Consider the following 24,790-nt stretch of genomic DNA (forward strand, 5'->3'; position numbering starts at 1 on the left):
CACCTCTTACCATTCCGAACAGAGTAGTTAAGCCCGTTAGCGCCGATGGTACTGCGAAAGTGGGAGAGTAGGTCGTTGCCTTTCTTGGAAGCCCTTCATAGCAATATGAAGGGCTTTTTGTTTTATATAGATTGGTTGAGTATCTAATCATCTTTTCAGATAAAATTATTTATTTTTTCTTACAAGATTAAACTTCAAATTACTATCTTCAACTTCTATTTTTAAACTTACTGATGGCTACAAATAAAGAATTAGAATTGGCCTGGGAGTTTGTAAACAATACAAACCGATCTATTTTTTTAACAGGTAAGGCAGGTACAGGTAAAACTACATTCTTACATCGACTAAAAATGAATAGTTTAAAACGTTTGGTTGTTGTTGCTCCAACAGGCGTAGCAGCTATTAATGCGAAAGGCGTGACCATACATTCGTTTTTTCAAATGCCTTTTGGACCGATTCTACCAGATACGGATTTGAATAATTCTTCAAGTTTTAATAGGAAGTTTAGCAAGACTAAAATCAATATTATTAAGTCTATGGATTTATTGGTTATTGATGAAATTAGTATGGTTCGTGCTGATTTATTGGATGGTATAGATAGAACCCTGCGTCGTTTTAGAAATAGAGATAAGGTATTTGGAGGTGTACAGTTGCTTATGATTGGTGATTTACAACAATTATCTCCTGTTGTTAAAGAGAACGAATGGGAATTATTGAAACATATTTATAGTAACGGATTCTTTTTTAGTAGCCAAGCATATAAAGAATGCAAGGCGGTTACTATAGAATTAAAGCATATTTACAGACAAGAAAACCCTAAGTTCATTGAAATACTTAATGAGGTTAGAAATAATGTGCTAAGTGAAACTTCAGTAAAGGAATTAAATAAGAGATATATTCCTAATTTTATACCAGAGCCAGATGCAGGTTATATTTCATTAACAACGCATAATAACAAAGCAGAAGCCACCAATCGCGTAGAGTTGGAGAAACTAAAAACTAAAGCATTCACATATAAAGCTAAAGTAGAAGGGAAGTTTCCAGAGTTTTCTTTTCCTAATGATGAAATTCTTTCATTGAAAGTAGGAGCACAAGTCATGTTTATAAAGAATGATAGCAGTCCTGAAAAACGCTATTTTAATGGAAAAATTGGAAAGGTCATCTTATTAGATAAAGATGAAGTGGTAGTACATTGTCCTGATGATGATTTTAATATTATAACGACTCCCGAAACTTGGGAAAACATTAATTATACGGTAGACGCCGAAACAAAGGCAATTACCGAAGATAAAATTGGAGCATTTACGCAAATGCCATTACGATTGGCTTGGGCCATCACCATACATAAAAGTCAAGGTTTAACATTTGAAAGGGCTATTATTGATGCCGAAGGTGCTTTTGCTCACGGCCAAACCTATGTGGCATTAAGTAGATGTAAATCGTTAGAAGGGTTGGTTTTAAAAAGTAAAATTAATTCGAACCAAATTATTAGTGATAGCCATGTTATTTCCTTTAATAAGAATGCGGAAGCAAATGAGCCTGATACCGCTATTTTGCATACGTCGCAAAAAATGTTTCAGTTAGATTTGATAGGTGACGTTTTTAATTTTTATGAATTTGTATATCCAGTAAATCGCATACTAGATATTTTTTATAAAAACAGAACAAGTATTGAAGGCAAAGTTGAAGTGCCTATGCTGACTATAAAAAATGTAATTACCAGTTTTCTAAAGGTTAGCAATAGTTTTAATCTTCAATTAAAGCAGCTCTCTGCTAAAGATACGCTGCCTGAAAAAGATGAAATGATTCAAGAACGCTTTATAAAAGCCATTTCCTATTTTAAAACTGAAACTGAAACGAATTTGATTTTACCTTTAAAAGAGTTTGGTTTTACAACAGATAACAAAGCTATTGGAGCTGATATTACAAAGAATCTAGATGCCATTGAAGAATTGCTGGAAGTTAAACTTTTATATTTTAGTGGACTGTCTGGAGGATTTACAACAAAAAAACTTTTGGAACTGCGGGCTAAGTCAGTATTTATAGCCAAAGAAAAACCTAAGAAAACACGAAAAGCGGTTGTAGATGGAACTACAAATGTGGAATTATTTGAGTTGCTAAGAGTGTTAAGAAATGAAATTTCTAATGAAAATGATCTTGTTCATTATCAGGTATTCACTCAAAAGGCATTGTACGAAATGTGTGAAACCTTGCCATTAACAAAAAAGGAACTGTTGCAAATAAGCGACATGGGAAAAACCAGAGTTGAAAAATATGGCAATGCAATCCTAAATGTCATTAAAAATTATTGTGATGAAAATGATATAGAAACTCCAAATGATGAAACCGTTTTTGAAGAAAATATACCAAAAAAATCAAAAGTTGATACTAAAAAATTGTCTTTGGAATTGTTTAAATCTGGTAAATCTATTCAAGATATTGCCAATGAACGAGAATTGAATGAGAACACTATTTTCGGACATTTAGTAAGCTTTGTTTCTTCTGGGGAAATAAAAATCACAGATTTAATGTCCAGAGAACATTTTGAAGAATTAAAGGAAATTATTCCTAAAATAACATTTGAAAATCTATCTGATTTAAAAAGTCAATTAGATGATAAATACACTTATGGCGAATTAAAATTAGTTTTAGAGTTTTTGAATTCTGAAAAAAGTAAAAGCTAATCTCTCAAAATACTTCTAGAAATAATGATTTTTTGAATTTCTGAAGTACCTTCGTAAATCTGCGTTATTTTGGCATCACGCATTAAGCGTTCTACATGATACTCTTTTACAAAACCATTGCCACCGTGAATTTGAACGGCTTCTACCGTATGTTCCATAGCCACTTTTGAAGCATATAATTTTGCCATAGCGCTGGATATGTCATAATTATTACCTTGATCTTTATCGCAAGCAGCTTTCATAACCAAAAGACGAGCAGCAGAAATATCGGTATACATATCCGCCAATTTAAAAGCGATGGCTTGATGATTGGAAATTTCTGTTCCAAAAGTTTTACGTTCTTTAGAATATTTTAAAGCCAATTCATAAGCACCTTGAGCAATTCCAAGAGCTTGGGCAGCAATGCCTATACGTCCGCCAGACAAGGTTTTCATGGCGAATCTAAAACCAAATCCGTCTTCACCAATTCTATTTTCTTTAGGCACTTTCACATCATTAAATTGTAAAGTGTGAGTATCACTTCCGCGAATGCCTAATTTGTTTTCTTTAGGACCCACGTTAAAACCATCCATTCCTTTTTCAACAATAAACGCATTGATTCCGTGCGAGCCTTTGTCTTTATCAGTTTGAGCAATCACTAAATATATATCGGCTCTACCGCCATTAGTAATCCAATTTTTTGTCCCGTTAAGTAAATAATAATCGCCTTTATCAATCGCTGTTGTTTTTTGCGATGTGGCATCACTTCCAGCTTCGGGTTCACTTAAACAAAAAGCACCAACAAATTCTCCTGTTACTAGTTTGGTTAAATATTTTTGTTTCTGAGCTTCATTGCCATAAGCTTCAATACCATAGCATACAAGGGAATTATTTACAGAAACAATGACAGAAGCTGACGCATCAATTTTAGATAATTCTGCCATGATGAGGACATAAGATATGGTATCCATACCGCTTCCTCCATATTTTGGGTCAACCATAACTCCCATAAATCCGAGCGCTCCCATTTTTTTGACTAATGCATCGGGAAACTGTTGTTTTTCATCACGTTCAATAACACCTGGAAGCAATTCATTTATTGCAAAATCCCTGGCAGTATCACGTATCATGAGATGTTCTTCTGAAAGACTAAAATCCATAATTTCTAATTGTTTTGATAATTTAATAAACAGTTAACTCAAATATACCTTTTTAATAGGAGATTTTGAATGAGTATTATTATTTTTACCTCATATGGTAAAAGCGGAATATAATATTATTGGTGTTATGTCTGGTACCTCTTTAGATGGTATTGATGTAGTATATGTGAAGTTTCAAAAAGATATTAAATGGAATTTTACAGTTATTGAAGCACAAACTTTTGAGTATGAATATGAATGGCTGGAAAAACTAAGCAAATTGGTTTCTTATTCTATTAGTGAGTTGGACTTAATAGATACCGATTACACGTATTATCTAGCCCATGTTATTAATGCTTTTATTGAAAAGAATGAAATTACAGAGATTGATGCCATTTGTTCGCATGGACATACAGCTTTGCACCAACCACAAAATAAATTGACTTATCAAATAGGAAATAAAGAAATGCTTGCTACTCTAACTAAAAATACGGTTGTATGTGATTTTAGGGTTCAGGATGTTGAGCTAGGTGGTCAAGGAGCACCGCTTGTTCCCATTGGAGATGAGCTTCTTTTTTCTGAATATGATTTTTGTTTGAATTTAGGAGGTTTTGCAAATATTTCAACGAATATTGAAGGAGAACGGATTGCTTATGATATTTGTCCTGTTAATATTGTTCTTAATTATTATATAAAACCTCTTGGTTTCCATTTTGATGATAAAGGAAATTTAGCTTCATCTGGAAGCGTTAATGACTCCTTGTTAAATGAATTAAATAGTTTGGATTTTTATGACTTACCGTATCCAAAATCCTTAGGACTTGAATGGGTAAGACATTCTATTTTTCCTTTGATTGACTCTTACAATATGGAGATAAAAGATGTTCTGAGAACTTTTGTGGAACATGTTGCCATCCAAATTTCAAAAGAGATTAATATAAAAAGTAACGCATCCTTACTTGCCACGGGCGGTGGTGTTTATAACGAATTTCTTATAGATAGAATTAAATATCATACTAACAACAAAATTTTAGCTCCTTCAAAAAATATAATTGAATTTAAAGAAGCTTTAATTTTTGGCTTTTTAGGTGTGCTAAGACTTAGAAATGAGGTAAATACGCTTAAAAGTGTTACTGGGGCTATTAAAAACCACAGCGCAGGTAACATTTTTAGTTCTTAAAAATAATGTTAAATTAAAGTTTAAGGGTTTTAGTTTTTTATATTTGTGAAATCAATAAAAATCTTAAAACCAATCAACTTTATAAGTAGTAAAATCATACTTATCTGAAATCGGTTCAATCCCGAAAAACAACATTAATTTCATGGAAACAGCAATTATTTTAGTATTTGTAATGGGGTATTTAGCCATTACTTTAGAGCATAATTTAAAAATAGATAAGTTAATTCCAGCTTTAGTAATGATGGCTATTTGTTGGGCATTAATCGCTCTAGGATTAGAAAGTTTCCCTCAATGGTTTGACTCTGCTAATCATAGTTTATTAGAAGGATTTGGTTCTTTTACTTCAGATGAAAAAATGCACCTAATGGAAGAAACTTTACTTCATCATTTAGGTAAAACGGCAGAAATATTGGTGTTTCTTTTAGGAGCCATGACTATAGTTGAAATAATAGATTATTTTGATGGCTTTTCAACAATTAAGGACTTTGTAAAAACAAAAAAGAAAACAAAAATTTTATGGATTTTTTCAATACTTGCGTTTATCTTATCTGCAATTATTGATAATTTAACGGCTACTATTGTATTAATATCCATACTTCAAAAAATAGTTAAAGACAGAAATGTAAGACTCTATTATGCTGGTTTGATTATTATTGCGGCAAACGCAGGTGGTGCTTGGTCTCCTATTGGAGATGTAACAACTACCATGTTATGGATAGGTAAAAAAGTTAGTACAGGACATTTGGTAGGATATTTGCTTCTTCCATCATTTTTATGTATGGCAGTTCCATCTTTTATAGCTTCTTTTCTGCCAGTATTTAGAGGAAATTTGGATATTGAAGAGGGTGAAGAGGAAGTAAAGAAATCTAAATTTAGTGCTAGAATGCTTTATTTGGGTCTTGGAGCTATTGTATTTGTACCTATTTTTAAAATGGTAACCCACCTACCTCCATATGTAGGCATGATGTTATCATTGTCTGTTGTTGCAACTTTTGCTGAGATATATAGTAGGAGGAAATTTAGTTTAACAGAATTTAGCTCAGAGGAAAGTGATGCTCATGCCATTCATAGTCCAGTTCATCATTCTTTGTCCAGAATTGAATTGCCAAGTATTTTATTCTTTTTAGGAATATTAATGGCCGTAGCGGCTTTAGAGTCTCTTGGTATTTTGTTTGATTTTGCAGGAACATTAGAAAGAACGATGCCAAGATTAGGGACAGAGATGCATGTGGGCGAAGGTGTTTCAGATTTAGTGGTGTTATTGCTAGGTGTGGGATCTGCGATTATTGACAATGTGCCTTTGGTAGCAGCCAGCTTAGGAATGTTCCACGAACCTATGGATAATGAATTATGGCATTTTGTAGCCTATTCGGCAGGAACGGGAGGTAGTATGCTTATTATTGGGTCGGCTGCGGGAGTTGTAGCAATGGGAATGGAAAAAATTGATTTTTTCTGGTACCTAAAAAAGATTTCATGGTTGGCACTTATTGGCTTTTTGGTAGGTGCGGTAGCATTTATGTTTACAAGAACTTTATTTTAATATACTTTAACAAAAAAACAAACGTTATACAATTCAAGAAATAAAATTTTATATGCTAAATACCATAATCCAAACTACCCAAGAAGGTGCCGAGTTACTTACAGATGAAGTGCCTGTTGAAAAATCACTTTCAATAATCGAGTTAATTAGTAGTGGCGGACTTGCAGGACAAATCATAATTGCAGTTTTGTTTTTAATGCTTGTTTTTGCCATATATATTTATTTTGAGCGCTTATTTGCCATTAAAGCAGCATCAAAAGTAGATTCAAATTTCATGAATCAAATTAAAGATCATGTAAGTCATGGAAAAATTGACACAGCTCAAATACTTTGTGCACAAGCTAATACACCTGTATCTAGATTGATTGGAAAGGGAATATCTAGAATAGGAAAGCCCCTAGCAGATATTAATACCGCTCTGGAAAATGCCGGAAGATTAGAAATTTATGGATTGGAAAAAAACGTGAGTATGTTAGCTACAATTTCTGGTGCTGGGCCTATGATAGGGTTTCTTGGTACGGTAGTTGGAATGATATTAGCGATATTTGAACTCGCCAATGCAGGAGGTACCATCCAAATGGATGTTTTAGCTAGTGGACTTTATACAGCAATGACAACCACGGTTGCGGGTTTAATTGTTGGAATTGTTTCTTTTATGGCATACAATCATTTGGTGGTTAAAACCGACAAAGTTGTCTATCAAATGGAAGCAAACTCATTGGAGTTTCTGGATCATTTAAACGAACCATCATAGGATGAATATTAGGGGAAGAAATAAAGTATCGCCAGAATTCAATATGTCATCTATGACAGATATTGTTTTTCTACTACTTATATTTTTTATGATAGCTTCTACATTGGTGTCTACGAGTGCTATTGATATTTTATTGCCAAAAGCTAGTGGTAAAACAGAGAATAAAAAATCGATAGCAGTGAGTATCCAGAAAGATTTGACCTATTATATTGATGAAAAAAGAGTTGGTGAAAGTGTGTTGGAATCAGAATTAATCACAGCACTTTCCACCGAAGAGAGCCCAACAATTATTTTACGTGCAGAAAAATCTGTACCAGTAGAAAATGTTGTGAAAGTAATGGACATTGCCAACAGAAACAAATTTAAGATTATATTGGCAGTTAAACCAGGCAGTTAATTATAGATTATTACATTAGAATTAGTTAGCAAGCCAAGTTTTAAATTTACTAAGGAATACAATCATCCATAATCAAAAAAATTAATAAGTATTAACAAATGAAATTTTTAGAAACCAAACATGAAAGGGATTCTGCTAAATTAACAACATTAATTACAGTGATATTAATTTTATTATTATTTGTTGTGGGAGCACCATACATGGATCCACCGATTGAGTATGGCGTTGCGGTAAACTTTGGAACAACGGATTTCGGAAAAGGCGATGTTCAACCTTTGGAACCCATAAAATCAGAGCCAAAAGATATTAATGAACTGTATCAACCAGATGTCTCAAAAACGGAACCAACGAAAGCATCTGAATCAAAAGAAGAAGTCTTAACTCAAGATAACCAAGAGGCCATTGCCATAAAAAAGCAAAAACAAGCTGAAGCGAATGCCAAAGCCATAGCTGATGCCAAAGCGAAAGCCGAAGCAGATAGAATTGCTAAAGAAAAGCAAGAGCAAGATGATAAGAAACGTAAATTGGATGCTTTAATAGGAGGCGTTAGCAAATCTGAAGGTACGGCTACTGGCGGAGAAGGTAATGACAATAAAGCTGGGGATAAAGGCCAATTAGACGGAGACCCTTATGCGCCAAGTTATTTTGGTTCTGGAGGCTCTGGAAGCGGTGGTGTTGGTTATGGATTAAATGGAAGGGGTAGGGCCACCTATAATACCTTAAAACAAAATTGTAATGAATCTGGAATGGTGATTGTTAGAATTACGGTCAATAGAAATGGTAATGTGATTGAAGCAGAACCAGGTGTAAAAGGAACAACTAATACAGCACCTTGCTTATTAGAACCTGCCAAAAAAATAGCATTATCACACAAATGGCAACCTGACCCTAATGCACCAACAAAACAAATAGGTTTCGTAAAAGTTAACTTCCAGTTGGGTCAATAGAAATGACGTATCAAGATACACTAGATTGGATGTTTTCTCAACTGCCAATGTATCAAAGACAGGGTAAATCGGCTTTCAGAAAAGATTTATCAAATACCCTAAAATTAGCCGAGCATTTAAACTTTCCTGAAAGGTATTTTAAATCGGTTCATGTAGCAGGCACCAATGGTAAAGGTTCTACTAGCCATATGCTGGCCTCTATATTGCAAGAAGCAGGCTATAAAGTTGGATTATATACATCGCCACATTTAAAAGACTTTAGAGAGCGCATTAAGATTAACGGTAGGGTTGTTAGCAAACAATTTGTCATAGGTTTTATTAAACGAAATAAATCGTTTTTAGAATCCAATTCTTTATCGTTTTTCGAAATGACGGTGGGTATGGCATTCGATTATTTCTCAAAGGAAAAAGTAGATATTGCTATTGTTGAAGTGGGTCTTGGCGGCCGATTGGATTCCACAAATATTATCACTCCGGAAGTGTCCGTTATAACTAATATAGGATTTGACCATATGCAATTTTTGGGAAATACGCTAGAAGATATAGCGTTTGAAAAAGGAGGTATTATAAAGCCTAATATACCTGTAGTTATTGGCGAAACACAAATGGAAACACAGCCTATTTTTAAGAATTTAGCTTCTAAAAATAATTCTCAAATTACGTTTGCTGACAAAGAAATTAAAGACGTTTTTGAAAGTGATTTAAAAGGCAGTTATCAAGAAAAGAACATTAAGACGGTTCTTCAATCTATAAATAAAATTCAAGAAAGAGGTTTCAAAATATCTCAAATACATATTAAAAAAGGGTTGTTAAAGGTCGTGGATAATACAGGATTGATGGGAAGATGGCAAATTTTGCTGCAAAATCCGAAAGTAATTTGTGATACGGCGCATAACAAAGAAGGCCTGAGTTATGTCATGAAACAACTTTTGGACGAAACTTATAATTCACTTCATATTGTTTTTGGGGTGGTCAATGATAAAGATGTCACATCTGTTTTGCCTTTATTGCCAAAAAAGGCAACTTATTATTTTTGTAAACCAGATATTCCACGAGGCTTAGATGCAAAAGAACTAAAACAAATATTTTCAGATGCTGGATTTAATGGAAATGCTTATACTTCTGTAAAAGAAGCATATAAGGCTGCAAAAAATAATGCTAATGAAAATGATTGCATTTATATTGGTGGAAGTACCTTTGTTGTTGCAGAAATAGTTTAATTTTTTATTGAAAAAGTTTTTGCAGATTAAAAATCTAGCTTATATTTGCACACCTAATTAAAGGGCGACTAGCTCAGCTGGTTCAGAGCATTTGGTTTACACCCAAAGGGTCAGGGGTTCGAATCCCTTGTCGCCCACAAAAAAAATCCTAAAGTACATACTTTAGGATTTTTTGTTTAAATCATAAAAGGGTCATTAACTCAGTTGGTTCAGAGTGTCACGTCGACAACGTGGAAGTCACTGGTTCGAATCCAGTATGACCCACTTTTTTTCTTTCTTTATTTTTGCAGTATATATAATATTCTTTCTGTCGCCATATCTCTTAAGCTTTTGTAAAAAATGTTTAATCATCAATGGCTTAAATTCAGCTTCCAAAGCTAAAAAGATTTATTAATCATAGCTTTGAAATGATTAAAAAAAACGCTACACTTGGTACTGATTTTCAACCTTTAAACACCAAAAAATGAAATCGTTTTTCACCATCTTTTCAATACTGTGTATTTGTAATATTTATGCCCAGAAAAAAGTAGATTCAACACAAATATTTAAAATTAATAGCCAAGAGTATTTAGAAATGAGAGGTGCCAATGTCATGTTAGCACACGATTTTTATCCCGAAAGCCATCAAGGTGGTGTGGGTATTATTCAAAATGGTTTAAGGGTTGCAACAAACGGAGACTTAAGACTAGAACCTACTCCCGGGCAATGGCAGCCTGTTCCTAAAGTTGGTGAACGCCAAGTAGATCTTGGTAAACAAGAGATTAGTGTACGTATGGAATATCCGGATGCATCAATAAATGGTGTTGGTTTTAATCCCATTTTCTATCCAGATTTAAATATGACCTATACGCTTAAAGTCATTCCGCAAGGAAAATCTTTTAAAATTGTGGTGGATTTAGATAAACCTATTCCACAAGAGTGGGTTGGTAAAGTTGGTATGAACATAGAACTTTTTCCAGGTATTTTATTTGGAAAATCGTATTACATGGATAATCATTTTGGGATTTTCAACCGTCAAGCAAATGGTCCAGGATATAAAGACAGCGATAACGAATTTCAATTAACTCCTATGGCAGAAGGGAAGGTTCTTGTAATTGCTCCGGAAACGACTTCACAAACTCTTACTATAAAGAATTTGAAAGATAGTAATTTGCAATTAATAGATGGCCGGGCAAAACATTCCAACGGGTGGTTTGTGGTGCGCTCTCTAGTTCCTGCTGGTGCTACTAAAAATGCAATTGAATGGTTGGTAACCCCTAAAGTAGAGAATAATTATACCTATAGCCCAGTAGTTCAAGTGTCGCAAGTAGGTTATCATACCAATCAACCCAAAGTTGCTACTATAGAAACAGATAAAAACGATATAGATGTTAAGAACATAAAACTGTTAAAGGTTAGTACTGAAGGTGGATTTACAGAGGTGATTTCTGAAACACCAAAAGAATGGGGTGCCTTTTTACGTTATAAGTATTATCAATTCGATTTTTCTAAAATTACTGAACCAGGCATGTATATAGTTGAGTATGGAAGTTATAAAACAAATCCATTTCAAATAAGCGATGATGTTTTTAAACGAAACGTTTGGCAGCCTACCCTTGAGTATTTCCTACCTGTACAAATGTGCCACATGCGTGTTAATGATAGGTACAAAGTGTGGCATGGCCGCTGTCATTTAGATGATGCTCGAATGGCGCCCATAAACACAAACCATTTTGATGGCTATTTGCAAGGTCCTGAAACACTAACAAAATATAAATCGGGAGAGCATGTGCTAGGTATTAACGTTGGAGGATGGCATGATGCAGGTGATTATGACTTACGTGTTGAATCTCAAGCCTCAACAGTACAAGGATTATCACAAATATATGAGCTTTTTAATGTAGATTACGATAACACAAGTATCGACCAAGAAACCAAGACAGTCGAAATGTTGCAGCAAGATGGCAAACCAGATATGTTACAACAAATTGAGCATGGCGCATTATCCATTGTTGGAGGTTACAAATCCATGGGTCGTTTTTACAGAGGCATTATTGAACCGCACAAAAGACAATACACCTTATTAGGGGATCCTGTTAACCATACTGATAATGAGGTTTATTCGCATGAAATGAAAACATCAGCAGTAGATACGGTTGGAATTGAAATGGGTAAATCTGGAATTGGTGATGACAGATGGGTTTTTACAGAGCAAAATCCTAACCGAGAACTAAATGCAGCGGCAGGATTAGCTGCAGCAGCAAGAGTTTTAAAAGGATTTAATGATGCTTTGGCAAAAGACTGTCTTGAAATTGCAGAAGAAATATGGGAAATAACCAAACCAAGAAATCCAATAGCCAAAACGAACTTGGCTGTAGAGCTGTTGAAAACAACCAAAAATGAGAAATACACGCAATTTTTAGTAGAGAATAAAGATGCCATTGCAGATAGATTTGAGCAAAATGGTTGGATTGTAGGCCCAATCATTCCGTTAATTAAAAATGAAAACTTTAAAGTTAAAATCACAGCGGCAGCTAAAACTTATTTTGAGAAAGTAAAAGAATTAGGGAAGAAAACACCTTACGGAATGCCTTATGAACCCAATATTTGGGGAGCTGGTTGGGGTATTCAAAATTTTGGAGTGCAACAATATTTTTTACATACTAGTTTCCCGGAAATATTCCCAAACACCTATATGCTTAATGCCATGAATTTTGTTCTTGGTGTGCATCCAGGTGTTAATACATCGTCATTTGCATCAGGTGTTGGGTCCAGATCATTAACCCAGGCATATGGCGTAAATAGAGGAGAATTTTCATTTATTCCTGGAGGTGTTGGTTCGGGTACAGCTTTAATAAGACCAGATTTTCCTGAATTATTAGAATGGCCTTTTTTATGGCAGCAAACAGAATATGTTCTAGGTGGAGGTACAACGGATTATATCTTTTTGATTCTAGCAGCAAATCAGCTATTGAATAGATAGATGAATTGAAAGAAACGAATTAATCTAATTTTATAATAGATCTAAAACGCGTTCCAGTGCCATACCTCTGGAGCCTTTTATTAAAATTGTAGAATCTTTAATGGATAAAGGTTTAAATTGATCTTTGAAATCTGAGAAAGATTTGTATTTGGTTATTTTTTCAGAAGCTGTTTTAGTTTGAAAAAAGTTTTCTCCAATAAAAATTAATTGATTGATATTTAATGAAATTGCCAATTCAGTAATATGTTGATGCTCTTTTTTTGCCTCATCACCAAGTTCAAACATATCTCCAATAATACTAATTTTATGGCCCATTTGCTTTTCAAGATTCAATAAGGCAGCGCTCATACTTGTTGGGTTGGCATTATAAGCATCTAAAATAATTTTGTTGTTCCCTTTCTGTATAATCTGAGAACGATTATTGGCTGGAATATAATTTTCAATGGCTTGTTTTATAGAGATGCTGTCAACTTTAAAATAGTTAGCAATGGTAATTGCTGCAGCAATATTATTAAAGTTATAATCGCCGATAAGTTTGCTTTCTATAGTTTGATTGTCATAAAAACATTTTACAAAAGGCTGGGCTTCAATAAAATCAACACTCACATTGGTTTTTGAAGTTTTATTTCCAAAAGTATAAGTGGTTGTTTTTTGAGTTTTCTCTAATTGAATGGCATCGTTTGCATTCACAAAAATGGTTTTGTTATTTGCTTTAAGATAATCATACATTTCACTTTTTCCTTTAATAACGCCTTCAACACTTCCAAAACCTTCTAAATGCGCTTTCCCGAAATTTGTGATATAACCATAGTCTGGTTTTGCAATACCACATAAAAATGCTATTTCTTTTAAGTGATTAGCGCCCATTTCCACAATACCGATTTCGGTATTCTTATCCATAGACAACAATGTTAATGGAACACCTATATGGTTGTTTAAATTGCCAACAGTAGCTGTTGTTTTGTATTTTTTTGATAGTGTTGTATTGATTAACTCTTTGGTTGTTGTTTTTCCATTGCTGCCCGTTAATGCAATAATGGGGATATTTAAAAAAGTGCGATGATATGAAGCCAACTTCTGAAGTGTTTCCAATACATTATCCACTAGAATGGTCTGGGAGTTTTTATAATATTCGAATTCGTCTATAATAACGTATTTGGCGCCAAGATTTATGGCTTGTTGCGCATAAGCATTTCCATTGAAATTATCACCTTTAAGAGCAAAAAACATATCATTTTCTTTGATTTTTCTAGTGTCAGTGCAAGCTGAATGGCATTCCAAGAATAACGTGTGGAGTTGTTGAATTTTCAAAAGTAAAGTATTTTAGTTATAAAATTAAATGTATAAAAAAAGTCCTAACATTTGCTAGGACTTTTTAATATTATAGAATATTTTTTTTACTAATTCTTCGTTTTATTTTTTGCTTTGCTTTTTGAACCTACTCTAGACATAGCACATCTAAATCCAATGTAGTCTGTTGCCATATCTTGAGGGAAATAGCGTCTTTGAGCAGGGTCTAACCAATATTCTCTGTCTTTCCAAGAACCACCTTTATAAACCCTAGTTTCATCATTAATTAAAGAGGTTCTGTTGTTGTTTTTATCATACTCTCTAACAATGTTGCCTAAAGAATCCCTAGTTACAGAATGCTTGGGAGCATTGTACATTTTTCTGGTTTCAGCATCCTCTTTATTTTTACCTTCGGTTTCATCGTCGTTAAAACTTTCGAAATATCTAGATGAGCGTTTGTCACCGTCTCTAAAATTAATCTCGTTACTTTTATCGAAGTTTGTTCTTAAATAGGTTTCATTTTCATCAACAGGAACTTGTAAAATTTGTCCAGGAAGATTTCTCGCAACCAATTTACCGGTAGATAGTGTATCATATACAATATTATCTGATGTCACAATTTTTACCGTTCCATCATCATTAATGGCATTTTTAGTATAAACATTTCCTCTGTAGTAATTGAAATCATTAAATTCATCATCTACAATTGGTCTATAAACATCGGCAACCCATTCAGCAACATTTCCAGCCATATCATATAAACCGAAATCGTTAGGATCATAAGATTTAACTTTGTTTGTAATATCAGCACCATCATCAGACCATCCTGCTATTCCGCCATAATCTCCTTTTCCTTGTTTGAAATTAGCTAATTGATCACCACGGGTTTTACGTTTTCCAGAACGTGTATATTGTCCGTCCCATGGATATTTTTTACGACCACGGTATAAATTGTAAGCTCTTATTTCACTTAAACCTAAAGCAGCATATTCCCATTCTGTTTCTGTTGGTAGTCTGTATTTCGGCGATATAATACCAGTTTCTCTAGTAGCAAACACGCCTACAGGATTTCCGTCTGCATCAGTACGTACGTTTCTTCTTCCACTATCAGGGTTGATAATTTCTTCATTTCCACCATATGTTAATGTTGGAGCATTAATATATGTATCTGTATTAAACGTGGATTCTGCATTAACATCTGTCGTTTTAGCATCGCGTTTTAAATAACCAGCATTTTCTAAATAGTATTCATTAACACGATCCGATCTCCAATTAGCAAATTCTACAGCTTGAATCCAACTAACACCAACAACAGGATATTCAGCATATCCAGGGTGACGTAGATAATTTTCTGTCATGATTTCATTAAAACCTAAGCGGTTTCTCCAAACAAGAGTGTCTGGTAAAGCCCCATGGTAAATAGCTCTAAAATTTTCATCAGAGGGTGGATAAACTCTCTTAATCCAATCTAGATACTCTAGATACATCATATTGGTAACTTCAGTTTCATCCATGTAGAAAGACTGGACGTGTTGCTGTGTTGGCGTATTATTCCAATCATGCATAACGTCATCTTGAACCCTACCTTTTGTAAAAGTTCCGCCTTCTACAAAAACTAAACCAGGTGAAGTTTCTTGTTCTTCAAAGCTAGTATTGTATTGAAAACCCCCTTCTTTGTCGTTAATATTCCATCCTGTGGCTCTTGAACTATTCTTTGAGCTCGATGATTTTTTACAACCAATCAAGACCACAGATAATGTTAGGATTAATAATACTTTGATTGTCACTACTTTTTTCATATCCATACGTTTAAGTAAGCTAATAATGTTTTTGGTGCTGCAATATAGTAATTAAACCGAACATCGCAAGCGTTTTTTTGCATTTCAACCAAAAAAAAGTGCATTTCACCCTATTTTTAATGCATTACATCGATGTTTTTGGATTATTTCTTTGTTATTTGGTGGTTTTATAACGCCTATATCCCGATTATTATTGTATTTTTGAATCAGTTTTAAAAAAATGTTGATTATTTCCAGTAATAAGACAGATACAAATACGTTAATTAATCAATGAAAAGGAAATTTCTACTTTTATTTTTATTCATTTCTATTGTTTGTCTCTCTCAACAAAAAAATTATACTGTTAATTGGGAGGGAAAACAAGTGTTATCTGCTGGAAATCATTCCTTAGAAATACCTTCATTTAATAAAGAACATTTTAGTTATGATTTTGAAGAAGGATTGCAATTCGTCGACCAATGGAAAATAACCAGTCCGATTAATGAATCTTCAATAGTTATAACTAATGTTTCATATTCCAACATATCTAAAAGCGAATTAGGTGATTTGGATATTAATAAATTACCGAATGAATTAAAGTTTAGCTTAGAAAATTCCAAATCAAGGGATAAACAATATGCCTTTTTTAAATTATCGCCTATTATAAAGAACACTGATGGTTCATTTAAAAAAATCACTTCTTTCCAAATTACCTACAATGAAATCACTAATACGAATAGAACTACTGCAGCAAATAAATCATTTGGTTCTTTGGCTGTTTCAAATTCTGTGTTAAGTACTGGGAGATGGTTTAAATTTTATGTTGAAGAGACTGGTGTTTTCAGATTGTCGAAGAATTTTATAAGGCAATTAGGTGTTGATGTTGATAATGTGGACCCGCGTACTATCAAAATATATGGCAATGGCGGACAAATGATACCGTATTCCAATACTATTGCTCAATCATTTGATGTTATTGAAAATGCCATAAAATTTGTTGGTGAAGCAGACGGCGTGTTTAATAATGAAGACTATATACTGTTTTATGCGCAAGGTCCTAAAGAATTTAATTCAGAAAGCAATACCAATATAAATTGTTACACAGATAAAACATACTACTATATTAATGTGGGAACTGGTAATGGGAAACGTATTCAGCCATTTAATCAACCAACTGGTGCGATAGATTTGGTAATTAATACGTTTGAAGATTATCATTTTCATGAAGTAGATGAATACAATTTAGCGTCTTTGGGAAGACGATGGTTTGGTGATAGATTTGATATTCAAAATCAAAAAACATTTCAATTTGATGTTCCCAATTTGGTTACAACAGCTCCAGTAAGACTTAAGGTGTATTTCGCTTCAACATCTACAACTCAAAGTTCTTTAAAAATTGATGTTAATGGAACGGCTGTTTCTACTTTGTTAATAAATGGTGTTTCTGGAACAAATTTAGCTAATGAGGCATCCTACATTGGAAATGTAAACGTAGGGTCTTCAACAATTTCAGTGAATCTTAATTTTGATAATCAGGGAAATCCAAGTGGTGTTGGTTATTTGGATTATGTTTCTGTTGAAAGTTTAAGAAATCTGAGCTTTTCGAATAAGCAGTTTCAGTTCAAAAATAGTATTGTTACATCAACTTCTGGCATTGGTCAATACAATATAACCAATGCATCACAAGTCTCAGAAGTTTGGGACGTTACGGATAAATATAACGTCACAAGTCTTGAAAACACAAATGCAAGTGCCACTTTTAGTTTTACATCTACATTAGGCACTTTAAAAACTTATGTGGCTGTAACTCCAACAGATTATTATGAGCCAAAAGCAGATTCAAATACCTCATTAAGTAATCAGAACTTAAAAGGAACACTTTTTTTAAATAGTTCAGGGCAATTTCAAGATATAGATTATGTTATTGTAGCACCCAATAATATGCTCGCCCAAGCAGAACGTTTGGCGCAAATAAATAGAAATCAATACAATCTAAATGTTAAGGTTGTTGGCTTGAACGAGATTTATAATGAGTTTAGTACAGGTAATCAAGATATTGGTGCCATTAGAAATATGGTAAAATATGTGTATGATAATGCCAGCACTCCAGATAACAGATTAAAGTATTTATGTTTGTTTGGAGACGGTTCTTTTGACTATAAAGACAGAATACAGAACAATACAAACATTATGCCTTCGTGGTATTCTTATAATAGTTTCAATCTAACGAGTTCTTTTGTTTCTGATGATTTTTATGGTATGATGGATGCTAATGAAGGTACCATGGGAACCAGTGATAGATTGGATATTGCTGTTGGTAGAATTCTTGCCGAAACGCCCCAACAAGCAAAGGACATGGTTGATAAAGTAGAATCTTATTATTCCAAGGAATCCTTTGGAAGCTGGCGTAATAATTATGTTGTAGTTTCGGATGATGTAGACCGGGATTGGGAAGGGATTTTGCAACAAACCACAGACAATATCGGAAATTTGGTTACCCAAGAAAAACCGTTTGTAAACGTTGTAAAAGTGCATTCTGATGCTTTTAAACAGGAGTCTTCGGCAGGCGGAAATACCTATCCAAAAGTCAATGAGGCTTTTGTAAATGCCATTGATAACGGTGCTTTGGTGGTAAACTACTTTGGACATGGTGGTGAAGATGGTTTGGCTGGTGAACGTATATTGTTGAAACCGGATATACAGGGTTTGAGAAATTTTAATAAGCTCCATTGTTTTGTGTCCGTTACATGTGAGTTTACCAAGTTCGATAATCCGTTTAGGCAAACGGCTGGTGAATTCGCTTATTGGAATAAGCAAGCAGGAGCAATAGGTCTTATTACTACAACTCGACAAATATTCGTGAATTTTGCTATCAACTTTAATAATCTTTTGGGGCAGTATTTATTTTCATATAGTGATGACGATAATTATAGCGATTTTGAATATCCAACTATGGCCGAATCATTGCGATTGACTAAAAATAATCCGTCAATAGCTTCAAACAGTCAAAATAGATTGGTGTTTTTTATCGGTGATCCTGCTATGAAGTTGGCATTTCCTAAACCAAATATTAGATTAACAAAAATTAATGATGTAGACATCACACAAGCGACAGATACCTTAAAAGCATTAAGTCGCATAAAATTATCAGGTGAAGTAACCGATTTGTCTGGAAATATTTTAAGCAATTATAACGGTGTACTTTCTACAACCATTTATGATAAAGATATAAACAGGCAAACCCTTGCTAATGATGGTACTAGAGATGTCAATGGGCAAGTAGTAAGATTGGATTTCACAACACTTGGTGCAATTATTTTTAGGGGTCAGGCATCTGTTCAAAACGGGCAATTCGAATTTAATTTTGTGGTTCCAAAAGATATTGGTATTCCTGTAGGCTTTGGTAAAGTGAGTTTTTATTCAGAAAAGGCCGCCTTGTTGGAAGACCAAACGGGAGCGGCCATAAATACGGTAAAAATAGGGGGTTTGAATGAAAATGCAGAAGAAGATAATATAGGTCCTACCATTACATTATACATGAATGATGAGAATTTTGTATCAGGAGGTATTACTAATGAATCACCTACATTGTTGGTAAAATTGGAAGACGCCAATGGTATTAATACGGCAAGTGGTATTGGTCATGACATTGTAGCCATTTTAGATGGTGATGAAACCAATCCGTTTATATTGAATGATTATTATCAAACAGAAGTTGATGATTATCAAAAAGGAATCGCCACCTATCCTTTTAGGGATTTAGAACCTGGTCTTCACACTTTAACACTCAAAGCTTGGGATGTTTATAATAATTCTTCCATTGCAGAAATTCAATTCATTGTATTTGATAAAGACCAAGAATTGGTTATAAATAATGTGTTGAATTATCCCAATCCATTTGTTAATTATACCGAATTTTGGTTCAATCACAATAGTTCTGATGCTTTAGACGTTTCAATACAAATATTTACCGTTTCTGGGAAACTGGTTAGAACGCTCAATGGTCAAACTATGGGTGGAGGCATTGTTAATAGCACGTTATCTAGGGATATTGTTTGGGACGGTAGGGACGATTTTGGAGATAGAATAGGAAAAGGAGTTTATATTTATAAATTAACCGTTCACTCAAATCTTTTAAATAAAAAAGTGGAAAAAATCGAGAAACTTGTAATACTATAATAAAAAATTATATTTGTTAAATAAAAATTGATACATGAAGAATAAAGTATGCGTTTTAATGCTCTTGGTAACTGTATTTAAAATAAGTGCACAAACTACCATAATCCCTGATGACAACGATTCTAGAGTCATAACCACAGGAATGCCTTTTGTCCTCATTGCGGCAGATGCACGTGCAGCTGCTATGGGCGATATGGGAGTTGCTACCTCGGTAGATGGTTTTTCACAACAATGGAATTCATCGAAATATGTTTTTTCGGAAACCAAATCAGGCATAGCGGTCAGTTACACGCCTTATTTAAGTAAATTGGTAAATGATATTTTTTTAGGAAATGTCACTTATTTTAATCGTTTAGATGAGCGTAGTGCCTTTGCTGCTAGTTTTAGATATTTTTCTTTGGGAGATATTGAATTTAGAGAGAATGAAATATCACAAGCATTAATACAGAGACCTAACGAATTGACCATAGACGCTTCTTACGCCTTAAGATTGTCAGATCAATTCGCCATGTCTGTTGCTATGCGATATTTACGATCTGATTTAAGACTTGATGATGGAACTGGTAATGTGGCAGCAGCAAATACTTTTGGAGTAGATATTTCGGGATATTATCAAAGTGAAGAAGAAGCATACTCAGATTTTAATGGGCGATGGAGAGCTGGGTTTGCCGTTCAAAATTTAGGGCCAAAATTCAAATATGATGATGGTGGTGTAGAAAATTTTCAACCAACAAATCTACGCTTAGGGGCTGGTTTTGATTTTATTTTTGATGAGTACAATAAATTGGCTGTGACGGCAGAAGTAGCCAAACTGTTGGTGCCAACTCCTCCTATATATGGTGATGAGTATAATTATGTTGATACAAATAGTAATGGTGTTTATGATGATGGAGAAGAAACAACTTTGGTTCAGGAGGGTGTCATTTACAAAGGTCAAGACCCTAATGTGGATTTCTTGTCCGGTATTTTTCAGTCTTTTGGAGATGCACCGGGTGGTTTTAGCGAAGAATTAAAAGAATTCACTTGGGCATTAGGCGCAGAATATACCTATCAAGATTCCTTCGCATTCAGGGCAGGTTATTTTAATGAAAGTGAAGAAAAAGGTGCTAGAAAATTTTTGGCTTTAGGTGCTGGCTTTAAGTATAATGTAGTTAATATCGATTTATCATACTTATTTTCGGCATCAAAAGTGCAAAGTCCTCTGGAAAGTACGTTGCGTTTTGCATTAACATTTAATTTTGGTGCAGGCGAATACAGAGAATACTAATTAGTATGAAGCATTTTATGATATCTAAAAACTATTACAAATCGTAATAGTTTTTTTGTTTAAAATAGTATCGTAACTTTATTAAAAAAGTTTAACGCATGAAAGAACTCAAAATAGAATCCATTTTTCAAGTCTACGACGACTTAAATGAACTTCCCAATGATGTATTTCTATTAATGAATAATGCCATTAAAGCAAGAATCAAGGCCTATGCGCCATATTCTAAATTTAAAGTGGGGGCAGCTATCTTATTAGATAATGGGGAAATAGTAACAGGAAATAACCAAGAAAACGTCTCCTACCCTTCAGGTTTGTGTGCCGAACGTACTGCCATATATTATGCAGGCGCCAAATACCCAGATTCCAAAATATTAAAGATGGCTATTACAGCGGCTTCAAGTAATCAAAAAACCAAGCAACCCATTCCGCCATGTGGCGCTTGCAGGCAAGCGATAGCGGAATATGAAATTAAGCAAGACTCCCCTGTAGAAATTTATTTTATGGGTGAAGTTGGTAACATTATGAAATCGAATTCCCTAAGCAATTTGCTGCCCTTACTTTTTGATAAAAAAGCATTGTAATTATTGTAGTAATCTTTTCAAAAAAACAGTAAATAATTAAAATTTTCCAAAAAGATATCAAATTCAATATTTTTTCGACTTTAATGAATTTACGTTTTTGCAATCCCTAGCAATGTATTACTTTTGTGTTTCGCTTAAGTAAAATCTAATATTATATTAGTCGATGCAAAAAATCACAAAAGAAGTTTACCTCAAATGGTACGAAGACATGTCATTCTGGAGAAAGTTTGAAGACAAACTAGCTGCAGTATATATACAACAAAAAGTAAGAGGGTTTCTTCACTTGTACAATGGTCAGGAAGCTGTATTGGCAGGGGCTTTACATGCTATGGACTTAACAAAAGATAAAATGATTACCGCCTATAGAAATCACGTTCAGCCAATTGGCATGGGTGTAGATCCAAGACGTGTTATGGCAGAGCTTTTTGGAAAAGGTACTGGGACATCACAAGGTCTTGGGGGGTCCATGCACATTTTTTCTAAAGAATTCCGTTTTTATGGAGGTCATGGTATTGTTGGGGGTCAAATTCCACTCGGTGCAGGAATTGCTTTTGGAGATAAGTATCATGGTAGCGATGCCGTAACATTATGCTGTTTTGGTGATGGCGCTGCTCGTCAAGGGTCGTTGCATGAATCGTTCAATTTAGCCATGCTTTGGAAATTGCCAGTTGTATTTGTTTGTGAAAACAACGGATATGCTATGGGAACGTCTGTAGAGCGTACAGCTAACCATACTGAAATTTGGAAATTAGGTTTGGGTTATGAAATGCCTTGTGGCCCTGTTAATGGGATGAATCCTATAAAAGTTGCAGAAGCTTTTGATGAGGCCATTCAACGTGCACGTCGTGGTGAAGGACCAACGTTTTTAGAGTTGAAAACATACCGCTATAGAGGCCACTCCATGAGTGATGCTCAACATTATAGGACAAAGGCAGAAGTTGAAGAATACAAGAAAATAGACCCAATAACCCAGATTAAAGATATTATTCTTGAAAAGAAATATGCTTCTGAAGACGATTTAAAAATCATAGACAAACGTGTTAAGGATTTGGTTGAAGAATGCGAGAAATTTGCAGATGAGTCACCATATCCAGAGAAAAATGTTATGTACGACGTTGTTTACGAGCAAGAAGATTATCCATTTATTCAACATAAAATATAAGCTATGGCAGAAATAATAAATATGCCGCGATTGAGCGATACCATGGAAGAAGGAACTGTGGCCACTTGGTTAAAAAAGGTTGGTGACAAAATAAGTGAAGGCGATATTTTAGCTGAAATTGAAACTGATAAAGCCACTATGGAATTTGAGTCTTTTCATGAAGGTACATTACTCCATATTGGTGTTAAAGAAGGGGAAACTACCAAGGTTGATGAATTGTTGGCCATCATTGGTGAAGAAGGTGAAGATATTTCCAGTTTATTAAGTGGTGGTAGCAAATCTACTCCTGAAGTGAAGCCTGAGCCAAAGAAAGAAGAAAAAGAATCTACAGAAATAAAAGCGCCAATAGAAGAAAAATCAGAGGATCAAACGGCTTCTTCAAATGCCGATTTACCTGATGGTGTTGTTGTGGTTACGATGCCTCGTTTAAGTGATACCATGGAAGAAGGTACAGTTGCTACTTGGCTGAAAAAAGTTGGTGATACCGTTACGGAAGGTGAAATTTTAGCAGAAATCGAAACAGATAAAGCTACTATGGAATTTGAATCCTTTCAATCAGGAACCTTATTATATATTGGTTTAAAAGAAGGTGAATCTGCAAAAGTAGATTCATTACTAGCTATTATAGGCCCTACTGGGACAGATGTATCTGGAGTGGCATCTAGTTTTAAAGCTGGTGCAACAACTGCTAAGAAAGAAGAATCACCAAAAAAAGTTGAAGAGCCAAAAGTCGAAACTTCAAAAGAAATTCAGAAACAAGAAGCTCCAAAGGAATCCAAGCCAGCTGCTAAAACAGCTACTAACGGAAGGTTATTTGTATCTCCATTAGCTAAAAAAATCGCTGAAGAAAAAGGAATTAATTTACAACAAGTACAAGGGTCGGGTGAAAACGGACGTATTGTAAAAAGTGATATTGAGAATTACACGCCTTCAGTAGCAGCGTCAGTTGGTAAATTTATGCCACTTGGTCAAGAAGATTTTGAAGAGATTCCTAATTCCCAAATGCGTAAAGCTATTGCTAAAGCATTAACCAATTCTAAGTTTACAGCACCTCATTATTATTTGAGTGTTGAGTTTGATATGGATAATGCCATTTCATTCCGAGCACAGTTTAATTCCATCCCAGACACAAAAATATCGTATAACGATATGGTTATCAAGGCATGTGCTTTGGCATTAAAGCAACATCCACAAGTCAACTCACAATGGTTTCCAGATAAAATGCGCTTGAATAATCATGTTCATATTGGTGTTGCCGTAGCTGTGCCAGACGGTTTGGTGGTTCCTGTAGTTAAGTTCGCGAATGAACAAACCTTACCTCAAATAGGTGCGGCGGTAAAAGATCTTGCAGGGAAGGCTAGAAATAAAAAACTAACGCCCCAAGAAATGGAAGGCAGTACGTTCACGGTTTCTAACTTAGGGATGTTTGGGATAGATACATTTACCTCTATTATCAATCAGCCAAATTCAGCCATTCTTTCCGTTGGTAATATTGTTGAAAAACCGGTTGTTAAGAATGGACAAATAGTTGTTGGTAATACCATGAAATTGTCATTGGCCTGCGACCATAGAACTGTTGATGGAGCTACAGGGGCACAATTTCTGCAAACATTAAAAGGATATATTGAAAATCCTGTTACTATGTTGGTGTAAGAATGTCACTTAGAGTGCAGTCTTAAGACCTCTTTATAAAATTTAAACCTGTTTCTCCTGAAAATTTCCTGGATTGAA

At 34.4% G+C, this 24,790-nt stretch carries 16 protein-coding genes, 2 tRNA genes and 1 rRNA gene; 16 read left to right on the forward strand and 3 right to left on the reverse strand.

Annotation, left to right across the window (positions count from 1 at the left end; genetic code table 11):
• Positions 1 to 84, forward strand: a 5S ribosomal RNA gene (gene rrf, locus CDH50_RS10225); the annotation flags it as partial.
• Positions 85 to 233: 149 nt separating this feature from the next.
• A complete protein-coding gene (locus CDH50_RS10230; RefSeq protein ID WP_100612189.1) occupies positions 234 to 2,684 on the forward strand; it encodes a helix-turn-helix domain-containing protein in 2,451 nt (816 codons plus the stop codon).
• Here the strand turns inward: CDH50_RS10230 and CDH50_RS10235 are convergent.
• On the reverse strand, positions 2,681 to 3,823 hold the full coding sequence (locus CDH50_RS10235) for an acyl-CoA dehydrogenase (protein WP_100612190.1): 1,143 nt from the start codon (positions 3,821 to 3,823) through the stop codon (positions 2,681 to 2,683). The genes CDH50_RS10230 and CDH50_RS10235 overlap by 4 nt on opposite strands.
• A gap of 94 nt (positions 3,824 to 3,917) precedes the next feature.
• On the opposite strand from CDH50_RS10235, the gene CDH50_RS10240 reads away from it, so the two are divergent.
• The 9 genes from CDH50_RS10240 (at position 3,918) to CDH50_RS10280 (ending at position 12,802) form a co-directional block, all read left to right on the forward strand.
• Entirely contained in the window at positions 3,918 to 4,982 is a 1,065-nt protein-coding gene (locus CDH50_RS10240; RefSeq protein ID WP_100612191.1) for an anhydro-N-acetylmuramic acid kinase, read from the forward strand.
• 142 nt (positions 4,983 to 5,124) lie between these two features.
• Positions 5,125 to 6,522, forward strand: a complete 1,398-nt coding sequence (gene nhaD / locus CDH50_RS10245) for a sodium:proton antiporter NhaD (protein ID WP_100612192.1) — start codon at positions 5,125 to 5,127, stop codon at positions 6,520 to 6,522.
• Positions 6,523 to 6,574: 52 nt separating this feature from the next.
• Positions 6,575 to 7,276 (forward strand): MotA/TolQ/ExbB proton channel family protein, encoded by a 702-nt coding sequence (locus tag CDH50_RS10250; protein WP_100612193.1) that lies wholly within the window; start codon positions 6,575 to 6,577, stop codon positions 7,274 to 7,276.
• Position 7,277: 1 nt separating this feature from the next.
• Complete coding sequence (locus tag CDH50_RS10255) at positions 7,278 to 7,673, forward strand: ExbD/TolR family protein (protein WP_100612194.1); 396 nt, start codon at positions 7,278 to 7,280, stop codon at positions 7,671 to 7,673.
• 98 nt (positions 7,674 to 7,771) lie between these two features.
• A complete protein-coding gene (locus CDH50_RS10260) occupies positions 7,772 to 8,620 on the forward strand; it encodes an energy transducer TonB (protein ID WP_100612195.1) in 849 nt (282 codons plus the stop codon).
• A gap of 2 nt (positions 8,621 to 8,622) precedes the next feature.
• Positions 8,623 to 9,840, forward strand: coding sequence for a bifunctional folylpolyglutamate synthase/dihydrofolate synthase (locus tag CDH50_RS10265; RefSeq protein WP_100612196.1), 1,218 nt, complete (start codon positions 8,623 to 8,625; stop codon positions 9,838 to 9,840).
• 62 nt (positions 9,841 to 9,902) lie between these two features.
• Positions 9,903 to 9,977 (forward strand) — tRNA-Val (locus tag CDH50_RS10270).
• Between the two features lie 52 nt (positions 9,978 to 10,029).
• Positions 10,030 to 10,104, forward strand: a tRNA-Val gene (locus tag CDH50_RS10275).
• Between the two features lie 199 nt (positions 10,105 to 10,303).
• Positions 10,304 to 12,802, forward strand: coding sequence for a glycoside hydrolase family 9 protein (locus CDH50_RS10280; protein ID WP_100612197.1), 2,499 nt, complete (start codon positions 10,304 to 10,306; stop codon positions 12,800 to 12,802).
• Positions 12,803 to 12,832: 30 nt separating this feature from the next.
• Here the strand turns inward: CDH50_RS10280 and CDH50_RS10285 are convergent, their stop codons facing one another.
• Positions 12,833 to 14,113, reverse strand: coding sequence for a UDP-N-acetylmuramoyl-tripeptide--D-alanyl-D-alanine ligase (locus CDH50_RS10285; protein ID WP_100612198.1), 1,281 nt, complete (start codon positions 14,111 to 14,113; stop codon positions 12,833 to 12,835).
• Positions 14,114 to 14,202: 89 nt separating this feature from the next.
• Positions 14,203 to 15,897, reverse strand: coding sequence for a gliding motility lipoprotein GldJ (gene gldJ / locus CDH50_RS10290; protein WP_198513483.1), 1,695 nt, complete (start codon positions 15,895 to 15,897; stop codon positions 14,203 to 14,205).
• A 264-nt stretch (positions 15,898 to 16,161) separates the two neighbouring features.
• Between gldJ and porU the strand changes: the two genes are divergently transcribed.
• The 5 genes from porU (at position 16,162) to CDH50_RS10315 (ending at position 24,712) form a co-directional block, all read left to right on the forward strand.
• Positions 16,162 to 20,049, forward strand: coding sequence for a type IX secretion system sortase PorU (gene porU, locus CDH50_RS10295; protein WP_100612199.1), 3,888 nt, complete (start codon positions 16,162 to 16,164; stop codon positions 20,047 to 20,049).
• Positions 20,050 to 20,083: 34 nt separating this feature from the next.
• Entirely contained in the window at positions 20,084 to 21,316 is a 1,233-nt protein-coding gene (gene porV / locus CDH50_RS10300; protein ID WP_100612200.1) for a type IX secretion system outer membrane channel protein PorV, read from the forward strand.
• A gap of 98 nt (positions 21,317 to 21,414) precedes the next feature.
• Positions 21,415 to 21,897, forward strand: coding sequence for a cytidine deaminase (gene cdd, locus CDH50_RS10305; protein WP_100612201.1), 483 nt, complete (start codon positions 21,415 to 21,417; stop codon positions 21,895 to 21,897).
• A 163-nt stretch (positions 21,898 to 22,060) separates the two neighbouring features.
• On the forward strand, positions 22,061 to 23,059 hold the full coding sequence (pdhA, locus tag CDH50_RS10310) for a pyruvate dehydrogenase (acetyl-transferring) E1 component subunit alpha (RefSeq protein WP_100612202.1): 999 nt from the start codon (positions 22,061 to 22,063) through the stop codon (positions 23,057 to 23,059).
• A 3-nt stretch (positions 23,060 to 23,062) separates the two neighbouring features.
• The gene (locus CDH50_RS10315; RefSeq protein ID WP_100612203.1) at positions 23,063 to 24,712 is read left to right on the forward strand and encodes a pyruvate dehydrogenase complex dihydrolipoamide acetyltransferase; all 1,650 of its coding nucleotides are present in this window, start codon (positions 23,063 to 23,065) and stop codon (positions 24,710 to 24,712) included.
• Positions 24,713 to 24,790 lie beyond the last annotated feature (78 nt).

This window comes from Confluentibacter lentus, assembly GCF_002806995.1.
Lineage (GTDB): Bacteria > Bacteroidota > Bacteroidia > Flavobacteriales > Flavobacteriaceae > Confluentibacter > Confluentibacter lentus.